Origin of the sequence: Cardinium endosymbiont of Nabis limbatus, assembly GCF_965196625.1 — a bacterium.
Classification (GTDB): domain Bacteria; phylum Bacteroidota; class Bacteroidia; order Cytophagales; family Amoebophilaceae; genus Cardinium.
Genome location: NZ_OZ239769.1, coordinates 451,814 through 468,887 on the forward strand (window position 1 = coordinate 451,814; position 17,074 = coordinate 468,887).

Here is a 17,074-nt window from a genome sequence, read left to right on the forward strand (position 1 = left end):
CTTGATTTGATGTAACTAGTTAAATTCACCCTAAATAACTTATACAATGCACCACCGTTTAAATTTAGCAAAAAATAAATTTCATAACAAGAGTTTATACTCTTTTTTTATCTGTCTATGTTTATCATGCTTGATATATGGATGTGGTAAAATAGGTAGGTATAATCATGAAGATAATTCTATGCCTCATAATCAGCCAACTACTTCTGAGGAATCTGACGAAGAATATTTTCAATGTATTAAAGAGGATGAATATGATCTACTATTAAAATGTGAAATCTGTGATAGATCTTTCAAGTCTATATTTTTATTAGGCAATCATCTAAGAATGCACACAAAAAAAAGCAAATTTATATGTCAACACTGTTCCAAGGGATGGGATACCATGCATGCATTAGACAATCATACAAGAACCCACACAGGGGAAAGACCGTTCAAATGTCCAAAATGTACGACATGTTTCAATCGGAAAAGTAGCTTAAAACAACATCTAATAACCCACACAGGGGAAAGACCGTTCAAATGTCCAAAATGTACGACATGTTTCAATCAGCAAAGTAACTTAAATGCGCATATAAAAACTCAACACCGAAATTCTGATACTGAATCAGAACCTAGAAATAAGAGGCAGAAAACTGCATAGAAAATGTGGGCAATACCATCATAGCACATCTGATATGTCGTTCCCAAGTAAATGAGCACAATTTTGAAATTGTGATTCACTTAATTTGTGACATAGCATCTTGTTTATCGATTTATTTACACAAATGAAAAGAGTCTTTTATTTTAAGTGTTGTGGTATACATAAATATACAACCTGATAAATATCTACACACTTAAAACGAAAGACTCTTGCCTAGGGCGCTTATTTATTAGGTTTTTTCTTGTATAACTCTTTAGAAGTAGAAATAGAAGCGTTACTAGAGGTAAGACCCAGCTTTTCTTTTAGTTTAGCATTTTCGTCACTTAAAGATTTATTTACTGCCATTAATAGGCTGATCTTATAATCTAACATTGTTCAATCTATCAATCTCTGACTTTAGAAAGAAAAGTTCTGATTGTAAGTCGATAACTATAGATTCAATAACACCCATGTAAATTCATAATTAATGTTAAATAATACTTAAGCTTATTAAGTTATTACAAGTTTAACAAACTTTTTTGCAATATTATTGAACGTACACGAGTATAAAATTATATACTTGGGTAATATTATATGTTTGTTAATAATCATTGAAAAAGTTTCTAATTAGCAGGTTTAAAAGTGATCCGAAAAGGGAGATATAGAAAGAACACAACATAAGAAATCTGCTGGTAAAGACAAGGAAAAGGATAAAAAAGATGGAATAGATAAGCCTCATGATTACGCTCTTAAAAATACGTTCTGCAACAAAGAAGCGATGCTGGATTTTTTAGCTGCCAATCTACCTTCAGAACTGTTTATTAAAATAGATCAAGAAAATTTAGAGTTGACGGATAAAAGCTTTGTGGATCCGATAGGCAGGAGGGGAGAATCTGATTTAGTCTTCAGAACCAATATAAATGAAAAAGCAGGATACCTGTACATTTAAGCCCTTTACTACTCAACATAACCTTTCACGGGATAGAGACAGAGTTTGGTGTTTTGACACAGAGAGACATACTGACGGCAAAGAGTCCCTACGTATATCGTTCGATATGCAGATGATCTTGTGGTATTTGCTAAACCTCAAGCAGCATGCCAAGAGGCTAAAATAAAACTCAATGAATGGCTATCTAAGAGAGGATTAGCCTTATCAGAAGAGAAAACGAGCATCGTACATTTGGAAGAAGGATTTGATTTCTTGGGGTTTAATGTGCGAAGATATAAAACAAATAAGACCAAAAGAGGTAATAATATTCCTAGATCATTAGGAGGCAGGATATAATTTAGGTAACCTAAGTTTACTACATACAATGTGCCATAGACAAATACATAATAGGCAAGGTAGAGCTGTATCGTAGGGATTGCTTGAGCCGTGTACCGGGTAACTGGTACGCACGGTTCTTTGGGGAGTTGGGTAAAATAATTACCCCGCTTACCCGACGAGGTAACACCTAATTATTGGATTGCACTGAAATTGCGGCAATATATGCTTCGTTTATGTGAGCACCATAAAAAAAAGATAAAGACAAATTAGTTCTGATCATACCCATTGTATTCTACATGATGACAGATCTTACAAGTCCGTTACAACAGCTGCAAGAATTAGGTTGTTTTTTACCAAAAAAAGTGATAATATAAAGTTAGTTGAAAGTATATATTATATAGTGCGCTACTATAATGATTTAATTTTATCCAATCTACTATTGTGTAAAATTAGCAACCGTAAAGCGTACGTTTTATAAATAAGATGGTATGCTCTTTTTATGCTCTTTTTTCTATTATAAATTTTTAATATGCTTTATATATGCTTGTAGTAGCATTGCCAAGTTGCATTCAAATGATGATCAGAATAGCGCTCAGCCTGAAGCTTATTTAAGCAAGCCGTATAAATGTGATTTGTGTGATTACGCGTCCTCTGCTTCTAGTGGTTTAAAAACACATAAAAGAACCCATACAGGTGAAAGGCCGTATAAATGTGATTCGTGTGATTACGCATCCTCTGTTTCTACTGCTTTAATAAAACATAAAAGAACCCACATATGGAGACCATACAGATATAGTTAGTTTACTATTGTCCTCACCAGATATTCAAGTTAACTTAGGAGACAATTATGGCTTTACCCCTATTCATATTGCCTCATTTAAAGGTAATCTAGCAATAGTTAACGCTCTACTATCCTCACCAGGTACTCAGGTTCATGCAAAAAGCAATAATGGCTGGACGCCTTTGCATACTGCATCAGAATATAGCCATTTGTCTTGTGTTTCAGTTTTAGAAAATAAAAATTCTTGAATAACAAGTTATGGTACTAATACTAGATTGCTTATTAAGTATCTGTAAATCAATCGTATATAATAAATATTAATTTTTTAGTTAAAAATATTTATATAATTAAAATAATTTCTTAGATTTTTTAATATACTTGGAAAATAAAATGAATAGCATAACAAGCTAATGGGAGAAAGGACGTATACAATTAAAAGCGTAATTTATAACAAATTATTTAAACAAATAAATAGTAATGATTATTCGTACAAAAAACACATCATACTTTAACATCTTCCTATATAATTACAGGAATATATACCTGTCTTTCGTTTCTTATTGCTTCCTGTAATGATGGGCCTGGATTTAATCATCGAAATGGTGAGCAGTACAGATCATTTGAAGAAGGTCAAACTGACGTCAATGATAAAGACAAATATGGTGACACTGCTCTTCATCGTGCAGCAGAACATAATCGTGTAGAAGAAGTTAAAGGGCTACTTTCATCACCAAATATTTTAGTAAATGAAAAGAATAATTCTTTTGGATATACTCCTCTTCATAGAGCAGTAAATGAATGTCATTTAGAGGTTGTTAAAGCACTATGCTCAGATCCACGTGTTGATGTTAATGTGAAAAATAAATATGGTGAAACCGCTCTGCATATGATATCGGCAAACGGACATATAAAAGTAACTAAAGCCCTACTTTCAACACCAAGTATCCTAGTAAATGAACAAAATGAATGGGGTAAAACAGCCCTTGATATTGCATCAGGAGATGGACATGAAGAAGTGGTTGAGTTATTACTGGCGGCTGGTGGTATGAATGGAAAACAGAACGATGTATAAAATATGATAGATAATAATAATAAAGTGCTATATCAGGATTAAACAAAATCCTACCTAACGGATTAAAAAAGTGGATTCCTGGTTTATCTCCAGAAGAAAAGACAGCCCAGTTAATGGAAGAGCAAGTAGCTACCTCTAGCAATGTTCTAGCGCAAATGAAGGATGCAGCTGATAGTATGAGAAAATTAAAAGAGTGCGTAGAAGACGCTAATGCTATTAAAAACGAAGGGGAAAAATTATTTAAAGATCTATCTGATGCAAAATATGGTAAAGTAGTGCTAGATATATCTGAAAAGATCAGTGGTATCAGTTTCAACCCTAGTGATTATATAGCTCATATAGATTGGACCAAAAACCTTCAAAGAAGGTGCTCTTTTTCTTGTTATAGAGAAAAAGCGCTGTTAGGCATGGTAGATTCTTTTACGGATGGAAGTAGTAATTTCCTAAGTACCAAACCTCCCAAAAACCTCAACACCCTTTGCGCAGATATTCAAAAAGAGTTGCGTCGATCAGATCAGATAAAAATAGCCTCTAAAGAGGCCAATAATAGACTAATGCCAGTTTACAAAAGAACAGATCAAAAACCTAGAGGTTCAAAATAAGAAGATAGATAAAACGCTATCTAATCCTAATTTTTACAAAAATGATCCAGTAAAATATTTTCAATTAGAAAGCATTAAAAACAAAAATATCTTAGATATGGGAGAACTTGTAGAACGGATCAATAGGCTTCAAGTTCAATCGGAAGAGGTTTCTAAAAAAGATAAAGAAGTTATTGCAGAGCTATATAGTGAAAAGCTAAGCAATGATCTAACACAGCATATCGTCAAAAGTAAAATAAAACGGAATAGTAGATTTTGAATATATGTGTTCATATAATGGCATCAACCTAAGAAATATAATCTACTGATTATCAAATAAAACATTATTTCATGCAGCTACAAAATTTAATCACCTAAAAACCACTGCGATGAACCTACAACAGACACTAATCCTTTCCCATAGCTACATTGAATACCTTTTCAGTATGTAACTGTAATTCATGAGCAATATCGGCTAGTTGTATTTTCATCGCCAATGGCAGATAAAATTTTTGAATGAACCTTGCTTTTTCTATCTGTTTTTCAACAGTGTGTCCAGAAATTGTTCGTGCATTATGTAAAACATCTGCCAGCCTAACCAGAAGGGCATCATGATTTTTATCAGCTATGAGCGCTTCGATATAGGCCGTATAATCCTCTTTTTGGTTCGGTAGTTCTTTTTCCAAGCGCGCTGCAGCCGATACAATCTGTGCAATAGAAGGACCAAATAGAGTCGTTAAGCCTGCTGCTGTAAGGGGGGTATTTTGTACTACGTCGTGGACAAGTCCAGCAATAATAACCTTCGAATCCTGCGTTAAAGTGAGTAAAATAGAGGCCACCGCCATAGGATGTAAGTAAAATAGTTCACCTGTTTTTCTTCTTTGGGTGGTATAGTAGACTTTAATCAGCTGTAACGCATCCATAATGGCGTCAACATTGAGTCCTTTTTTTGCTTTAACTTTTTCTAAAAAAGCTACTTCTTCTTGCATACTGATTGGGTCCAATACCATCCTTTGGGTATACACGACAGGTGAAAGCGTAGCAAACGCCTTAGTAATTTCTTTGACGTTTACAGGTATGACATATAAGTGGGTAATTTCTGACTCAGAAGAGAATCGCTCATAATAGCCATAATGTGCATGCACAATATGTTGATTTTCTAAATCTATTTTTTCTTCACTTTGCCCTAATATCTGAATATCTGCCATTTCTGCCACTTTATAGGTTGGACGTATAGTAGGCAATCTTATGGAAGTTGTGATCACAAAACTGATCGCATTTATTTTTTGTACCTTCCCCTGTAAAAGCGTTAACCGATAGCCTAGCTGTGTATCATCTATATGTATATAGATATCTTTTTTTTGATGGCTATATAGGGATGCCTGTAGGCTACAGGAGTGTAAACTGCTGATGATTAGCTGCTTGATGCTTTCTATGGCACACTGTATATAGAGGTGTTTTGTATTGATCACTACATAAGGTGCATCATATATATTGCTAATCTTTATCGCATCGAAACATTCGGCTAATAGTTGATCAATACTAATCCAATTGGTAACTAAATGGAGATTGTGCTTCAAGTGTTGAAAGATGCTGTTAAAATATTCATTTAACCGAATGGTTTGCACTGAATGCGTAATGAGACGCTGGTCGGGTTGTTCTAATCGAATGAGTTGATCGTTCAATTGGCATATGATGTAACTGCTTTCATAGGCAAGTGCTTCTACTTGTTGTTTATTAAAAAACTGCCTTGCATTTTGTTCTTCTTTTTCACTGGTTAATGCTTGTATAATGGATAAAAGCTTATTTAAACCATTGTTGTGGTATAAAAAGCCACCCACTAAAACAAATAGCATAAATAGGCCATATGCAATATTCACATTCAAGCCCAAGCAGCAATCTATCCATCTGATATTACCATCCACATAATGGGGTAAGATCCAGACCATGATCACACTCATAATCATACCAAACCATATCCTGATAAATGGAGTGATAAAGATCGATAAGAAAAGGTTAAGCACAAAAATGATAGCATGCAAATGGGTTAACTTATTAAGCATAGCCATGCCAGTACCTACCAAGAAAAAAAAATAAATATGGCTTAATGGCCATATCACTGAAGCAATTTTACGAATATATGATTGAGGGAAAATAAAGGTATATACTAAGAAAAATGTGGCAACAAAGAGACTGGGCAAAAGAATGAGTATTTCTAATCTAGTATGCCATATGGGATTACTGAAAAAAGTATAAAAAGAGCCATATCCTGTGAGCAGAATATAAAAGCTAAAAAGTATATAAGGTAAGCTATCCTTAGGTAGTTGTTTCTCAAGGTAGTCTAAAAGATTGAATGTATGCATCCTTTGCAAAGTGATATTAGAGAGGTGCTTCCATAATGGTGGTGGCTTGGGGACGGCTTCTTGTACCAAACTATTGGCTAAGTAGTGCTGGCTTGGTATGCTTTTGCGCTTGAAAAATTGGATAACCATCATACTGAGTAGATTCATCAGCATAGCTGGAAGAATGCTATTGATACCTGCATTAGGTACAAAACACAACCATGCCATAGTGGTTAAACCACCTGTTAACATACCTATTAAAACACTACATGGATGTAAGGAAATACCCATTAGAGAGAGTAGCAGGGGTAGACTCACAACTGCTTTAAATAAAATAATGGCTATCCATATGCATTCATCTTTAGTGTATAGTGCAAGAAGCGCTGCAATTGCGCCTACTATAACTTGATATAGAAACGAATGCTTCGCCCATTTAAAAAGATTGGGTAGGTCATTTGTCATTAAAACAGTCGCTGCATGCAAGTTTGCGCCTGCTGTAGAGATGGTTAAAGCAGCAACACTAATCATAAATAGCCCCTTTAGCTGCACACAGCCGAAGGGAATGGTTGATACCATCAGCTTGCCAGAATTTTTCTGTACCAACAGGGCCACCCATAGTAAAAGCAAGTTGATGCTGAATGAAAAAAAACCGGCACTATTAAAAGAGCGTTTTATTTGCGCAGCATGCTCGGAAATTAAAATACGATCTACCTGAGCAGGATAAAAAGCGGGTATGGAAAAAATGATAAAATAAATCATATAGTCCAGTGGAGTAGCATGAAAATGCGTCAAGCTATTCCAAGAGGCTTTAATGGCTAAAGCAATATGCGCTTGATCAGCATGATATTGGTTTGCCATATATTTCCATAAGTTCCAAGCGGTGATGGGTAACAGTATGCCAAAGGAAGCACAACGTACTACACGTATCAGCGCTAGCGGTTGTATATGATTTGACCCCACACCAAACATTACAACTAGCGCTGCAATAAGTAGGCTATAACCAGGTTGAATGGCAAAAAACCAGGTTATAGCCATTGAGAGTATTTTGAATTGCATCGCAGCTACCGCAGCACTGTGCAATATACCGCATATGGCTACAATTTTCTGAACAGCGTTCCCATAAAACCGCCCCATTATTTCTGCTACCGAGCGATTATTTAAAAAAAGATGCAAACGATGTGCCAATAAGTTGCCTATTATAAAATAACTGATCATACCACCTCCCAAGCGCAATAAACCATCTATATCGAGCCGATTACATAACACTTCCCCTCCATAAGTTATGGCTAAAATAGCCGCTGTAATATGGGGGGTAGTAAAGCGCCTATCCAGAACACTAGAATGTTTAATAGAACGGATACCAACGAATAGATTAATCAGTAAAAAAAGAATAAAAATAACGCTGTCTAAATGCATTGCCGGTCCTGTAATTATATTGCTGAAAAAATCTGTTTTTATAAAGGATTACACCACAGTCACCTGCCAACGTTTCTAGACAAGAAACAAAAAAATTGTAAATCAGTTACTAAAAACATACGAAACAGCAAAAGACACTACTGAAAAACTATTAAGATAGTTCTTCATCTAGCAAAGCGCTAAAATGTTGCAACGATCTAATAACAGCCCTATTTACAATAGAATAGTGGATCTCTTCCTCTTTTCCAGTATAAACATATCCTATTAAAAAGACAAATTTAGAACGGGTGGTATCTAAGGCATCATCCAATATATATTTATTGATGCGATAGGCCTCCCTAAGTAAGCGCTTCACTTTATTGCGCTGGACAGCAGAAGGAAAGTTCCGTTTAGAGGCAGAAAAAAGAACTTTATTGGATAAAAGCAGTTCTTTTTTTTGGAGGAGATAAAATACAGTACAAGGATGTAATTTTAAAATTTTTCCTTGCCGAAAAAGCATTTGTATATGTTTCCGATTAGCTAGTCTATTGCATTTGGGCAGCCTATTTTTTCCCATAACCAATAGTAAAAGGCAGCACTAGCACTTATGCCTAGGTTCATCAGAAACGGTTAATTTAACTCTTCCTTTAGCACGTCTTCTAGCCAATACAGCGCGGCCATTGGCGGTTGACATACGCTCCCTAAAACCATGCTTATTGCTTCTTTTTCTAAGTGATGGTTGAAATGTTCTTTTCATAGCTTAATGAATAACCTTATAGATTTTAGATAAATAAAACTTTTACTTTTATAGCTCCGCCATTACAAACGGAGCTGCATTAAAAATGCCTTTGCGTATAAAATATAAATAACAGCAACAAAATTCAACTGATCTTGCCAGGGTTTATCGATCTGTGCTATTTGGATCTCAATAAGATCCAATGCACTACATCAGCTTTGGCAAAGTATATAAATATATGGTAGCATCCAAATTATTCTATCTATTTTTTCAGGAGATGGCATTAAATTGTATTAATTTTACTTATACTTTTAGGCAGTAAGCTGTTCTCCTATTTGGTTTCGGGCTATATCTTTTTAGATTAAAAACTTGCTTGATTTGCGCTTAATTTTTATTTCTAATACTGATTATGGTAGATCGTTACGTACGAAAAATAAGGGTGGGCCACTTTGTATGGTCCTTTTTAATCGGCCTTATTGTGTCGATGGAGTCAAAGGCTGGACCTCCATCTAATTTAAAAAAATTAAAGAAAGGCATCTACGAAGAAAATCTTGCTGCATATAGGATTGAATTTTCCAAACGAGTTAAAGAAAAAAAGAGAGCGTCTTGTATACCCCTGCTCTGCCCATTGAATCAAGCCAAACCTTTAGAACAGCGTTTGGCACAGCGCAAAGCAGCTTATGAGCATATGAGTTGCCTAAAGGGTTACACCATACAGCTCTATATGGGTAGCAGTAGAACGGCAGCATTAAAGGCACAAGATTTGGTGAGCACTTTTACTTATCCTTCTAAACTCCATTACAGACAACCGCATTATATTGTGCAGCTTGGTTTTTTTTCGGACAGACTAGAAGCCTATTTTGTCTATTTGACCTTGGTAAAAAAAATAGCTACGGCTATGATTCGTCCTTGTATGCTCCCTAGGCAGGAGCATCTATGTATTTATGCAATAGCGTCAACTTAAAGAGTATATTATTAGTTATCTAATAAAACATCATTTTAATGGGTGGTTGTTTCCATTGCGACAATTTAAAGGGTTAATGACCGCTACTGTGTGCTGAACTTTTTATCGATGGCCAGCAGCGGTGGAGTATGCTAATGATCCATGTGCATCTCTGTGCTAGAATAGATTTTCCTTAAGCCCCTGCCATGATTGAACGACAGACACAAATAGAAAAACACTTATCTGGAAGCTATCCGCTTCCAATTGTCACATAAGATAGCTGTAGCCATGGCTGCATTTAGGGAGTTGGCATGGCCATATTTAGGAATGGCAATAGCCTCTGTAAGGGTTTGTTGTACAGCAGGCTGAATCCCATGCGATTCATTCCCAATCACCAATACCCCATGTGCTGGAAATAAAAAATCATGTAGCGGCTTTCCATCCAACATGGCACCTAGAATAGGCAGATTTAATCCTTGTAGATAGCAGGGTAAGTCTACATAATGTAGATTGACCTTTACAAAAGAGCCCATACTGGCTTGTAGTACCTTTGGATTATATAATTCTACAGTGGTTTGAGAACAGAGTATGGTAGTTATGCCATACCAATCTGCTATGCGGATAATCGTTCCTAAATTGCCAGGGTCTTGAATGTCATCTAATGCAAGTGTAATGCCAATAGGGGATAGAGCAGGATCAGTGGGGCTGGGTATAGCTGCTACTGCCAGTACTTCATGGTTGTGTATAAAAGAACCTAGCCCAGAAAGCAGTTCCTGTTTCACTTCAAATACCTCTACTGCTTTAGGAATAGAAGCAACCATATCCTGATTTGCTAGAAAAAAAGAAGGCGTACCTACTATACACTTTATAGCATAATGAGAAGCAAGTAATGCTTGAATACTTTTTTTCCCTCTAAGACAAAAGCGGACTGTTCTAAGCGGTGCTTTTTAAGTGCCAGCTGACGGATGGATATAGCTTTTTTTTTACTTAAAGTATAGCTGTTCAAGGTAGTATCTGTTCAGGCCAATGGCGCCAACTTAAAGAAAATCTATTCTCGCACAGAGATAAAAAAGGCGTTTTACGGATGGTTCCTATGCCCTCTCGCTTGCGGAAGCTGATAAAGGAATTTCGCGCTTTCAGTAAAACGGTAGCCTTTGAGCGATCTGTTTTTCAGTGGGAAAAACAGATCGTTGCATTATTTTGCTGTGTACCAAATTCCTTTATCGGCCGGCCATTAGCGTTTTAAAATTGACGCAATGGGAATAACCGCCCCATTAAAAATGATGCTTTGTATTAATATAATAATCAATAAAATATGCTCCTTAAGCCCCCACCATACAGCTAAAGGAATACAAAAAAACCTCTATTGGGCTTCACCTACTTGCTTATTGATCGGCCTGCTTCTTACATAACGCAACAATAAATAATTGATTGCAATCACGCATGGCACTACTACAAGTTTTACGATGAAAGTTAATGACAAAAAAGGCAATAACAATATACCCATTGCCATTGCAAAACCAGTTTTAAATGAGATCATAGATAAAAAATAAATTAGCTACTTGAATTAAAAACGACCCCAATTCTAGTTTACAACTATTCCAGAAGCAATCCAAAGCATCTTGCCATGCTACGCATGGTAAGATTGGGCAATGTAAAGTTAGGGATGAAACATACCAACCAGTTGATAGAGATCAAATTCTGCTTTTTTTACCTTAAAAGCCTGTTCTATTAAACCGATTTCTACTTTTTGGGTAGCCTCTTCTGCTTCATGTAACTCAAGCAGCTTTACTTGCTTGAGCCGATACTTCTCTCTTACAAAAACCAACTTTTGTTTGCTTATTTTCAGTTGTTCCTCTCCTACTTTATAGGCATCTAAGGCATGTCGATAGTTCCATTTTTTATCTTCCAAACTACCCTCTAAAGCCAATTTTTGCTGCTTTAACGCAAGCTTTGCATTATTGAATAGCATCCTTTCCTGTTTAACCTTCGCAGGCATGAGCAGCAAAGCAGCTATATCAATAGTAACTCCAACAGTCCCAACCCATTTACTAGCTTTATGATCACGATACCATTTATCATCTTTTAAATCATATAGAAAACCATTCGAACAAAAACTACCAGATAGGCTTAAACAAGAAAGCGGATAAGCCTTTGCTCTACTTAACTTAGTTGCTGCTATGGCGACTTGTTTTTCTTGTATCGCAGTCTCCAAATCAACCACTTTTTCTTTTGTAACCGCTTTAATATCCCATATAGGTTGCACAGAAATGGTTGATTGAACCAATGTTTCTTCATTGAGGGGTTTACCAAGTATTAAATTTAAACTTCGGCGCTTTGCTTTCAAGGCTTCTTGCCGCTCTAATAAGCTTAATTTTACCTGTTTAAGCGCCAGTTGCGCATCCAAACAATCTATCTTAGAGATGCGCCCTACCTTTAACTTCTCTTCCTCTATCTTTAATCTAGCTATAGCAAGCTTGAGTAAGCTATTGGATAATTCCCATTTTTTTTGCGCCAATGCCAGTTCATAATAAGCGGTCACTACCTGCTGTAGTTCTTTTTCTACTGATTTTTTTGCAACTAGCTTATAAAGAAAATTATTTTGACCATGTATTTTAGTTTGGAACATTTTATCAAATAGTGATGCGAGCTCCCATTTTAATGTGAAAACAGGGGTAGATCGAATGCGGTATTTCATTTTTACAATGTCTGGCTGGGAGCCGTTTTGCTCAGAAGATGGTAGGGGTGATTTCCGAATGCCTTCATAAGCGAGCATAAAAAGCGCCTGAGGCGCCCATATGCGGAAATTATCTATTCTGCCCGAAAGCATCGATTGCTTTTTAGTATTTTCGGCCATCTGAATATTTAAATTATCCTTTAAGGCAGTCTGTATGGCCTCTTCCAAACTTATGGGCTTGTTTTTTGCCTGTGCTAGGCTATGGCCTAAAAGGATTAGGCTGCAGAGCATGCTTAAACGTAAAAATTTTTTTTTATTTAGCCACATCTTAAGTAAAATTTTTATTAGACAATTTTTCCATCTACAATTTCTTGAATACTGTTGCATTGCCGTGCTACCTGCACAGAGTGTGTTACGATAAGAATCGTATTGCCCTCTCTATTCATCTCTTTCAGTAAAGCCATGATTTCATGCGCAGTACTGCTATCTAAAGATCCAGTTGGCTCATCTGCTAGGATTAAAGGAGGAGCGGTTACCAACGCACGTGCAATGGCTACCCTTTGTTGTTGGCCACCTGAAAGAGCATCTGGTTTATGGTTAGCATAGGCAGATAAGCCAACTTTATCCAGCATGGCCCACGCACGCTTGGAACGTTCTTCCCTTTCTATACCTTGATAATAGAGCGGCAAAGCTACATTCTCCAAAGCCGTTTTAAAAGGAATCAAATGAAACCGCTGAAAGATAAAGCCAATTAACTGGTTTCTATAGCTACTGGCTTCTTGGTTAGAAAGATTTTTCATGTGCACACCATTAAGATAGTAATCTCCATGGTTATAATCATCCAATATACCAATTATATTCAATAACGTAGATTTTCCAGCACCAGATTGCCCCATTAAGGCAACGAGGTCTCCCTTTTCCAGGTGAAAATTTATACCAGTAAGTACCTCCCGAATAACGGTTCCATTTTGATAGGATTTATATAAGTCCTGAATCTGAATCATGCTAGGTTTCTACAATTAAATGATCTGCTTCTGTAAGACCTTCTTTTATCTCAACATAAAGGCCATCTGAGAGCCCCAACACTACATTTTTTTTAACCACTTTATCTGCACACAAACATTTTACGAAATAGGTTGTGCCTTCTGTTTGAATCATGCTTTCTGAAACAGCCAACACATCGTCCACTTGTTCTAGAATCACTTCTGCTAGCGCTAAATAACCTGCACGTAGCGTCACCTTTGATTTTTTGGGTTTATGTACCACCCCTTCTATTTCAAATTTAATTTCTTCATCTTTAAATTCTTTTTCACTGGCTTTTGGTGCAATTTTGGTTAAAGTAACTTGCAATTGCTCGTCATTAAAAGCATTTAATGAAGCAGTAAAGGTCATCCCTTTGGTAAGATGTACCACATCTAATTCACTGACCTTAGCTGAGAACAAGAAACGATCTATATCTCCAATCAGGGCTACAGTGGCGCCAGAACCTTTTTCACTGACGGCCTGCACCATACTGCCTTCTTTAACGGATAAGTCTAAAATCGTACCTTTTATAGTAGCTTTAACGATGTTGGCACTTTCCCCTTTTGCAGTAGTATAGCCACGCTGACTAAGTTCTAACGCCTTCTGGGCCGCAGTCCATTCTTCTTTGGCTTGCGCCCAGGTTGCCAAAGCAGCTTCATAATCTTCTTTAGCCAACATCTTTTTACTAAAAAGCTGCTTACTTCTTAAATATTTAGCTCTGGCTTGATTGAGATGAATAGCAGCCAAACGCAACTTGCTTGCTGCAGCCTCAACCTTTTGGGGGCTAGGCTGTATTTTAATACGGGCAATAGGGGTGCCCTGTTGCACAGCATCACCTACACGTACAAATAATTTCTCTACCACGCCGGTAACATGCGCCTCTACCTGCACTTCCTTATGGGGTATGAGGCTACCAGAAAAAACTTTTTTTCGAACAATCGTTCTTCGAGTGGGTTGCGTGGTTTGAAAGGTTGGCTGATCTAACTTGCGCCAAAAGGCTCGTGGATTTAACCTGTTCCATTGATCTTTATATACTTTAGAGTAGGCAAAAGCGCCTCCCGTGAAGATTATAATGGTTAAAATAAATTTGGTTCTTGTACGCATTTTATTCATTGTTTAAAGCATCTACTGGTTTAATGTACAATGCCCTTTTTGCAGGGATAATGCCAGCCAAGCAACCAGACAGCACCAAAACTACTAAGGCAGATACAACCATAGAAAATTCAAATTCAAAATAGGCCATGCCATGTTTTTGCATAACAGGCCCCAGATAGGCATTTATTGACTGGAGTATGCCTATACCAATGCCTAGGCCCAATATACCTGAAATCAAGTTAATGACAATCGATTCTACTAAAATTAAACTGATAATATCGCTTGACTTAGCACCAAGTACCCTACGAATAGCCAGTTCTTGTGTGCGATCCTTGACGACAACCAGCATCATATTGCCTACACTCACTACCCCACTGACCAAAAAACAGAAGCTTACAAACCAAATAAAGCTCTGCATGACTACAAATAGCAGTTGAAAGGAGCTAGCCCGCTTAGATATATTATGGATATACAACAGCTGTTTGTCTTGTGCGTCAAAGTTGAGTCGCCTAGCCAAATGGGTGCGAACCTTTTCTTCTGCCTTTAGAGGATTTTGCTTGGGTGCTAGGCTACACATGATGCAATCAATCGTTTGCACACTGTGGGGAAACAATGCGCTAAATAAACTACTGGGGATCACGATTTTATCATCATCCACCCCAGCAGTGGCTTCTAACACACCCACTACATAAAAGGCAGTACCATCTACTGTGATATAGGTACCAACCGCTGCTTTGGTATCAAAAAGAGCCGTTTTAATTTTTAAGCCTAGGATACAAACAGGAGACCTTTGCGCCATATCACGCTCGGAAAAAAAACGCCCCTCTGCAAGTGTTAAATGTTTGATCTTTTCATAACCAGCCCGTACACCTAATATACCCGTTTTAGGCAGGAGTTTTGGATAGGTAACAGAACGATTGATTCGAAATAGAGGCATAACCTGCTCAAAAACAGTCAAATTACTGGCAAGATCGTCTGTTAGCGCTTCTGTCAGGTGTATGGTACCAGTTGGATGGTAACCTGAATGAATGGAAAATGCACGGTTACTATGACTGTAAAATTTTTTAACCATGCCATTATACAGCCCAGCACCCGCACCTTGTAAAAGCACCAAGATAAACATGGCCCACATCACCCCAAAGCCTCTAAAAATAGTCTTTACTTTATGGCTGCTTAAACCATCAAAAACCTCCAAAAACCATTGATATACAAACATATATAAAATACGCAATAGGTTTTATCTAGCCTATGGGCCACATGATACAAAACAAATCAATCCGCTTCTATTACTTACTACCCAATGCCTCCACAGGCTTGATGCGCAGCGCCCGTATAGCCGGTAACATACCAGCCAAACAGCTGGTTAAAGCGATTAATCCCAGCCCACCAAATATAAACGAAGGAGGGCAGGTTAAAGGAGATAAGTAATAGGCTTTGCATAATGGAACAACCCATCTATTGAGCAACTGCATCAACGCAAAGCCTACTATAAAGCCAATGATACCGGCTACAAGGGTTACCATAACTACTTCAGCCAAAATCATCGCCACAATTTCTATAGAGCGGCCGCCTAATACCTTTCGAATAGCTATCTCTTGTCGTCTTTCTTGAATGGCCACGAGCATCATATTACTAATAGCTACAATACCTGTTATCAGCAAACAAATACCTATAATCGCATTAAAGATGGCTATATTTTTAAAGAACTTATCAAATTTATCAGTATGTTTGGCCATACTCCATAGATGAATGGCTTGTCTATCATTCACATCAACATTTAAATGGCGCGCTAGATAACCACGCAATTGTGCTTCCACCATTTCTGCACGAGCCGTTGGCACCAGTGTGAGTCGAATAGATCCTACCTCATGGCTACACTTAGGGAACAATGTTTTAAATAAACTATTTGTAATCAGTATACGATTATCCTCACCATAGAGACTTGCATCCAACGGATCTAACACACCCACTACTTGCAGGCCAACCCCTTTCAAAAAAATATATTGCCCAATAGGAGAGGCTGCGCCAAATAATTTTTCTTTAACAGATATGCCCATCACGCAAACCTTATTGCCTACTGCTGCATCACGCGGTGTAAAGAAACGACCTTCTTGTATGGATAAATTGGCCAATACAGGATAGCAAGCATCACATCCTAAAACCGATGCAGCAACCTGGTTTGTTGCATATTTTACAGGACTATTACGCCCTAACATAGGACTAATATATTGAATAGCATGAAATGGTTGAGATAAGTTGGAAGCCATTTCTAGTGGAATAGCGCAATGTTTTCCAGCACTGCTACCTCCCCAAATAATCATGGTTTTTACGCCATATTTTGCAAATGATTCAGCAACACCATTGCGAAAGCCATTGCTGATGCCCAATAGCAATACCAGGACAAAAATAGCCCACGACACACCAAACCCCATAGAAAGGGTGCGATACATATGGGTTTTAAGGCTCTGATAGGCCTCTCTGAAAGCATGTACAATGCGCATAAGCCTTTTACAATCTAGTAACAAAAACAGCTGGTTAAA

18 protein-coding genes are annotated in these 17,074 nt (G+C 37.2%); 8 read left to right on the top strand and 10 right to left on the bottom strand.

Annotated features, from left to right (window positions below; translation table 11 throughout):
• Positions 1–181: 181 nt before the first annotated feature.
• On the top strand, positions 182–643 hold the full coding sequence (locus ACOALF_RS02075; RefSeq protein WP_419241781.1) for a C2H2-type zinc finger protein: 462 nt from the start codon (positions 182–184) through the stop codon (positions 641–643).
• Positions 644–865: 222 nt separating this feature from the next.
• Here the strand turns inward: ACOALF_RS02075 and ACOALF_RS02080 are convergent, their stop codons facing one another.
• Positions 866–1,015 carry a hypothetical protein gene (locus ACOALF_RS02080; protein WP_419241924.1) on the bottom strand — a complete coding sequence of 50 codons (150 nt, stop codon included), beginning with the start codon at positions 1,013–1,015 and terminating at the stop codon, positions 866–868.
• A gap of 385 nt (positions 1,016–1,400) precedes the next feature.
• Here ACOALF_RS02080 and ACOALF_RS02085 point away from each other — a divergent pair, with 385 nt between their 5' ends.
• From ACOALF_RS02085 to ACOALF_RS02110, 6 genes are all read left to right on the top strand, one after another.
• Positions 1,401–1,571: an Rpn family recombination-promoting nuclease/putative transposase gene (locus ACOALF_RS02085; RefSeq protein WP_419241782.1), complete on the top strand. Its 171-nt coding sequence runs from the start codon at positions 1,401–1,403 to the stop codon at positions 1,569–1,571.
• A gap of 120 nt (positions 1,572–1,691) precedes the next feature.
• Positions 1,692–1,907: a hypothetical protein gene (locus ACOALF_RS02090; protein WP_419241783.1), complete on the top strand. Its 216-nt coding sequence runs from the start codon at positions 1,692–1,694 to the stop codon at positions 1,905–1,907.
• Between the two features lie 789 nt (positions 1,908–2,696).
• Positions 2,697–2,918, top strand: coding sequence for an ankyrin repeat domain-containing protein (locus tag ACOALF_RS02095; RefSeq protein ID WP_419241784.1), 222 nt, complete (start codon positions 2,697–2,699; stop codon positions 2,916–2,918).
• A 311-nt stretch (positions 2,919–3,229) separates the two neighbouring features.
• Positions 3,230–3,742 carry an ankyrin repeat domain-containing protein gene (locus ACOALF_RS02100; RefSeq protein WP_419241907.1) on the top strand — a complete coding sequence of 171 codons (513 nt, stop codon included), beginning with the start codon at positions 3,230–3,232 and terminating at the stop codon, positions 3,740–3,742.
• A gap of 113 nt (positions 3,743–3,855) precedes the next feature.
• The gene (locus ACOALF_RS02105) at positions 3,856–4,344 is read left to right on the top strand and encodes a hypothetical protein (protein ID WP_419241785.1); all 489 of its coding nucleotides are present in this window, start codon (positions 3,856–3,858) and stop codon (positions 4,342–4,344) included.
• A gap of 97 nt (positions 4,345–4,441) precedes the next feature.
• Complete coding sequence (locus ACOALF_RS02110; protein ID WP_419241786.1) at positions 4,442–4,603, top strand: hypothetical protein; 162 nt, start codon at positions 4,442–4,444, stop codon at positions 4,601–4,603.
• Between the two features lie 127 nt (positions 4,604–4,730).
• On the opposite strand, the gene ACOALF_RS02115 is transcribed toward ACOALF_RS02110, so the two are convergent.
• From ACOALF_RS02115 to rpmH, 3 genes are all read right to left on the bottom strand, one after another.
• Positions 4,731–8,081 carry an HD domain-containing protein gene (locus ACOALF_RS02115; RefSeq protein ID WP_419241787.1) on the bottom strand — a complete coding sequence of 1,117 codons (3,351 nt, stop codon included), beginning with the start codon at positions 8,079–8,081 and terminating at the stop codon, positions 4,731–4,733.
• 151 nt (positions 8,082–8,232) lie between these two features.
• On the bottom strand, positions 8,233–8,637 hold the full coding sequence (locus tag ACOALF_RS02120; RefSeq protein WP_419241788.1) for a ribonuclease P protein component: 405 nt from the start codon (positions 8,635–8,637) through the stop codon (positions 8,233–8,235).
• 21 nt (positions 8,638–8,658) lie between these two features.
• Positions 8,659–8,817, bottom strand: a complete 159-nt coding sequence (gene rpmH / locus ACOALF_RS02125) for a 50S ribosomal protein L34 (RefSeq protein WP_144087021.1) — start codon at positions 8,815–8,817, stop codon at positions 8,659–8,661.
• A gap of 388 nt (positions 8,818–9,205) precedes the next feature.
• Here rpmH and ACOALF_RS02130 point away from each other — a divergent pair, with 388 nt between their 5' ends.
• On the top strand, positions 9,206–9,760 hold the full coding sequence (locus ACOALF_RS02130) for a hypothetical protein (RefSeq protein ID WP_419241789.1): 555 nt from the start codon (positions 9,206–9,208) through the stop codon (positions 9,758–9,760).
• A 218-nt stretch (positions 9,761–9,978) separates the two neighbouring features.
• Here ACOALF_RS02130 and ACOALF_RS02135 read toward each other — a convergent pair whose 3' ends face one another.
• The 6 genes from ACOALF_RS02135 to ACOALF_RS02160 all read right to left on the bottom strand — a co-directional run bounded on the left by ACOALF_RS02135 (position 9,979) and on the right by ACOALF_RS02160 (position 17,035).
• Positions 9,979–10,560 carry an RNA methyltransferase gene (locus tag ACOALF_RS02135; protein WP_419241790.1) on the bottom strand — a complete coding sequence of 194 codons (582 nt, stop codon included), beginning with the start codon at positions 10,558–10,560 and terminating at the stop codon, positions 9,979–9,981.
• Positions 10,561–11,399: 839 nt separating this feature from the next.
• A complete protein-coding gene (locus tag ACOALF_RS02140; protein ID WP_419241791.1) occupies positions 11,400–12,707 on the bottom strand; it encodes a TolC family protein in 1,308 nt (435 codons plus the stop codon).
• Between the two features lie 53 nt (positions 12,708–12,760).
• Complete coding sequence (locus ACOALF_RS02145; RefSeq protein ID WP_419241792.1) at positions 12,761–13,420, bottom strand: ABC transporter ATP-binding protein; 660 nt, start codon at positions 13,418–13,420, stop codon at positions 12,761–12,763.
• Position 13,421: 1 nt separating this feature from the next.
• A complete protein-coding gene (locus ACOALF_RS02150) occupies positions 13,422–14,543 on the bottom strand; it encodes an efflux RND transporter periplasmic adaptor subunit (RefSeq protein ID WP_419241793.1) in 1,122 nt (373 codons plus the stop codon).
• Between the two features lies 1 nt (position 14,544).
• Positions 14,545–15,750 carry an ABC transporter permease gene (locus ACOALF_RS02155; protein ID WP_419241794.1) on the bottom strand — a complete coding sequence of 402 codons (1,206 nt, stop codon included), beginning with the start codon at positions 15,748–15,750 and terminating at the stop codon, positions 14,545–14,547.
• Positions 15,751–15,820: 70 nt separating this feature from the next.
• Positions 15,821–17,035 carry an ABC transporter permease gene (locus tag ACOALF_RS02160; protein WP_419241795.1) on the bottom strand — a complete coding sequence of 405 codons (1,215 nt, stop codon included), beginning with the start codon at positions 17,033–17,035 and terminating at the stop codon, positions 15,821–15,823.
• Between the last annotated feature and the right edge of the window lie 39 nt (positions 17,036–17,074).

What these genes read in the sequence shown, in the direction of transcription:
- ACOALF_RS02110 (WP_419241786.1), top strand. Translation starts at nt 4,442, where the DNA reads ATGGGAGAACTTGTAGAACGGATCAATAGGCTTCAAGTTCAATCGGAA.
- ACOALF_RS02145 (WP_419241792.1), bottom strand. Translation starts at nt 13,420, where the DNA reads ATGATTCAGATTCAGGACTTATATAAATCCTATCAAAATGGAACCGTT.
- ACOALF_RS02155 (WP_419241794.1), bottom strand. Translation starts at nt 15,750, where the DNA reads ATGTTTGTATATCAATGGTTTTTGGAGGTTTTTGATGGTTTAAGCAGC.
- ACOALF_RS02140 (WP_419241791.1), bottom strand. Translation starts at nt 12,707, where the DNA reads ATGCTCTGCAGCCTAATCCTTTTAGGCCATAGCCTAGCACAGGCAAAA.
- ACOALF_RS02160 (WP_419241795.1), bottom strand. Translation starts at nt 17,035, where the DNA reads ATGCGCATTGTACATGCTTTCAGAGAGGCCTATCAGAGCCTTAAAACC.
- ACOALF_RS02120 (WP_419241788.1), bottom strand. Translation starts at nt 8,637, where the DNA reads ATGGGAAAAAATAGGCTGCCCAAATGCAATAGACTAGCTAATCGGAAA.
- ACOALF_RS02115 (WP_419241787.1), bottom strand. Translation starts at nt 8,081, where the DNA reads ATGCATTTAGACAGCGTTATTTTTATTCTTTTTTTACTGATTAATCTA.
- ACOALF_RS02085 (WP_419241782.1), top strand. Translation starts at nt 1,401, where the DNA reads ATGCTGGATTTTTTAGCTGCCAATCTACCTTCAGAACTGTTTATTAAA.
- ACOALF_RS02135 (WP_419241790.1), bottom strand. Translation starts at nt 10,560, where the DNA reads ATGGTTGCTTCTATTCCTAAAGCAGTAGAGGTATTTGAAGTGAAACAG.
- ACOALF_RS02130 (WP_419241789.1), top strand. Translation starts at nt 9,206, where the DNA reads ATGGTAGATCGTTACGTACGAAAAATAAGGGTGGGCCACTTTGTATGG.
- ACOALF_RS02105 (WP_419241785.1), top strand. Translation starts at nt 3,856, where the DNA reads ATGGAAGAGCAAGTAGCTACCTCTAGCAATGTTCTAGCGCAAATGAAG.
- ACOALF_RS02075 (WP_419241781.1), top strand. Translation starts at nt 182, where the DNA reads ATGCCTCATAATCAGCCAACTACTTCTGAGGAATCTGACGAAGAATAT.
- ACOALF_RS02080 (WP_419241924.1), bottom strand. Translation starts at nt 1,015, where the DNA reads ATGTTAGATTATAAGATCAGCCTATTAATGGCAGTAAATAAATCTTTA.
- rpmH (WP_144087021.1), bottom strand. Translation starts at nt 8,817, where the DNA reads ATGAAAAGAACATTTCAACCATCACTTAGAAAAAGAAGCAATAAGCAT.
- ACOALF_RS02150 (WP_419241793.1), bottom strand. Translation starts at nt 14,543, where the DNA reads ATGCGTACAAGAACCAAATTTATTTTAACCATTATAATCTTCACGGGA.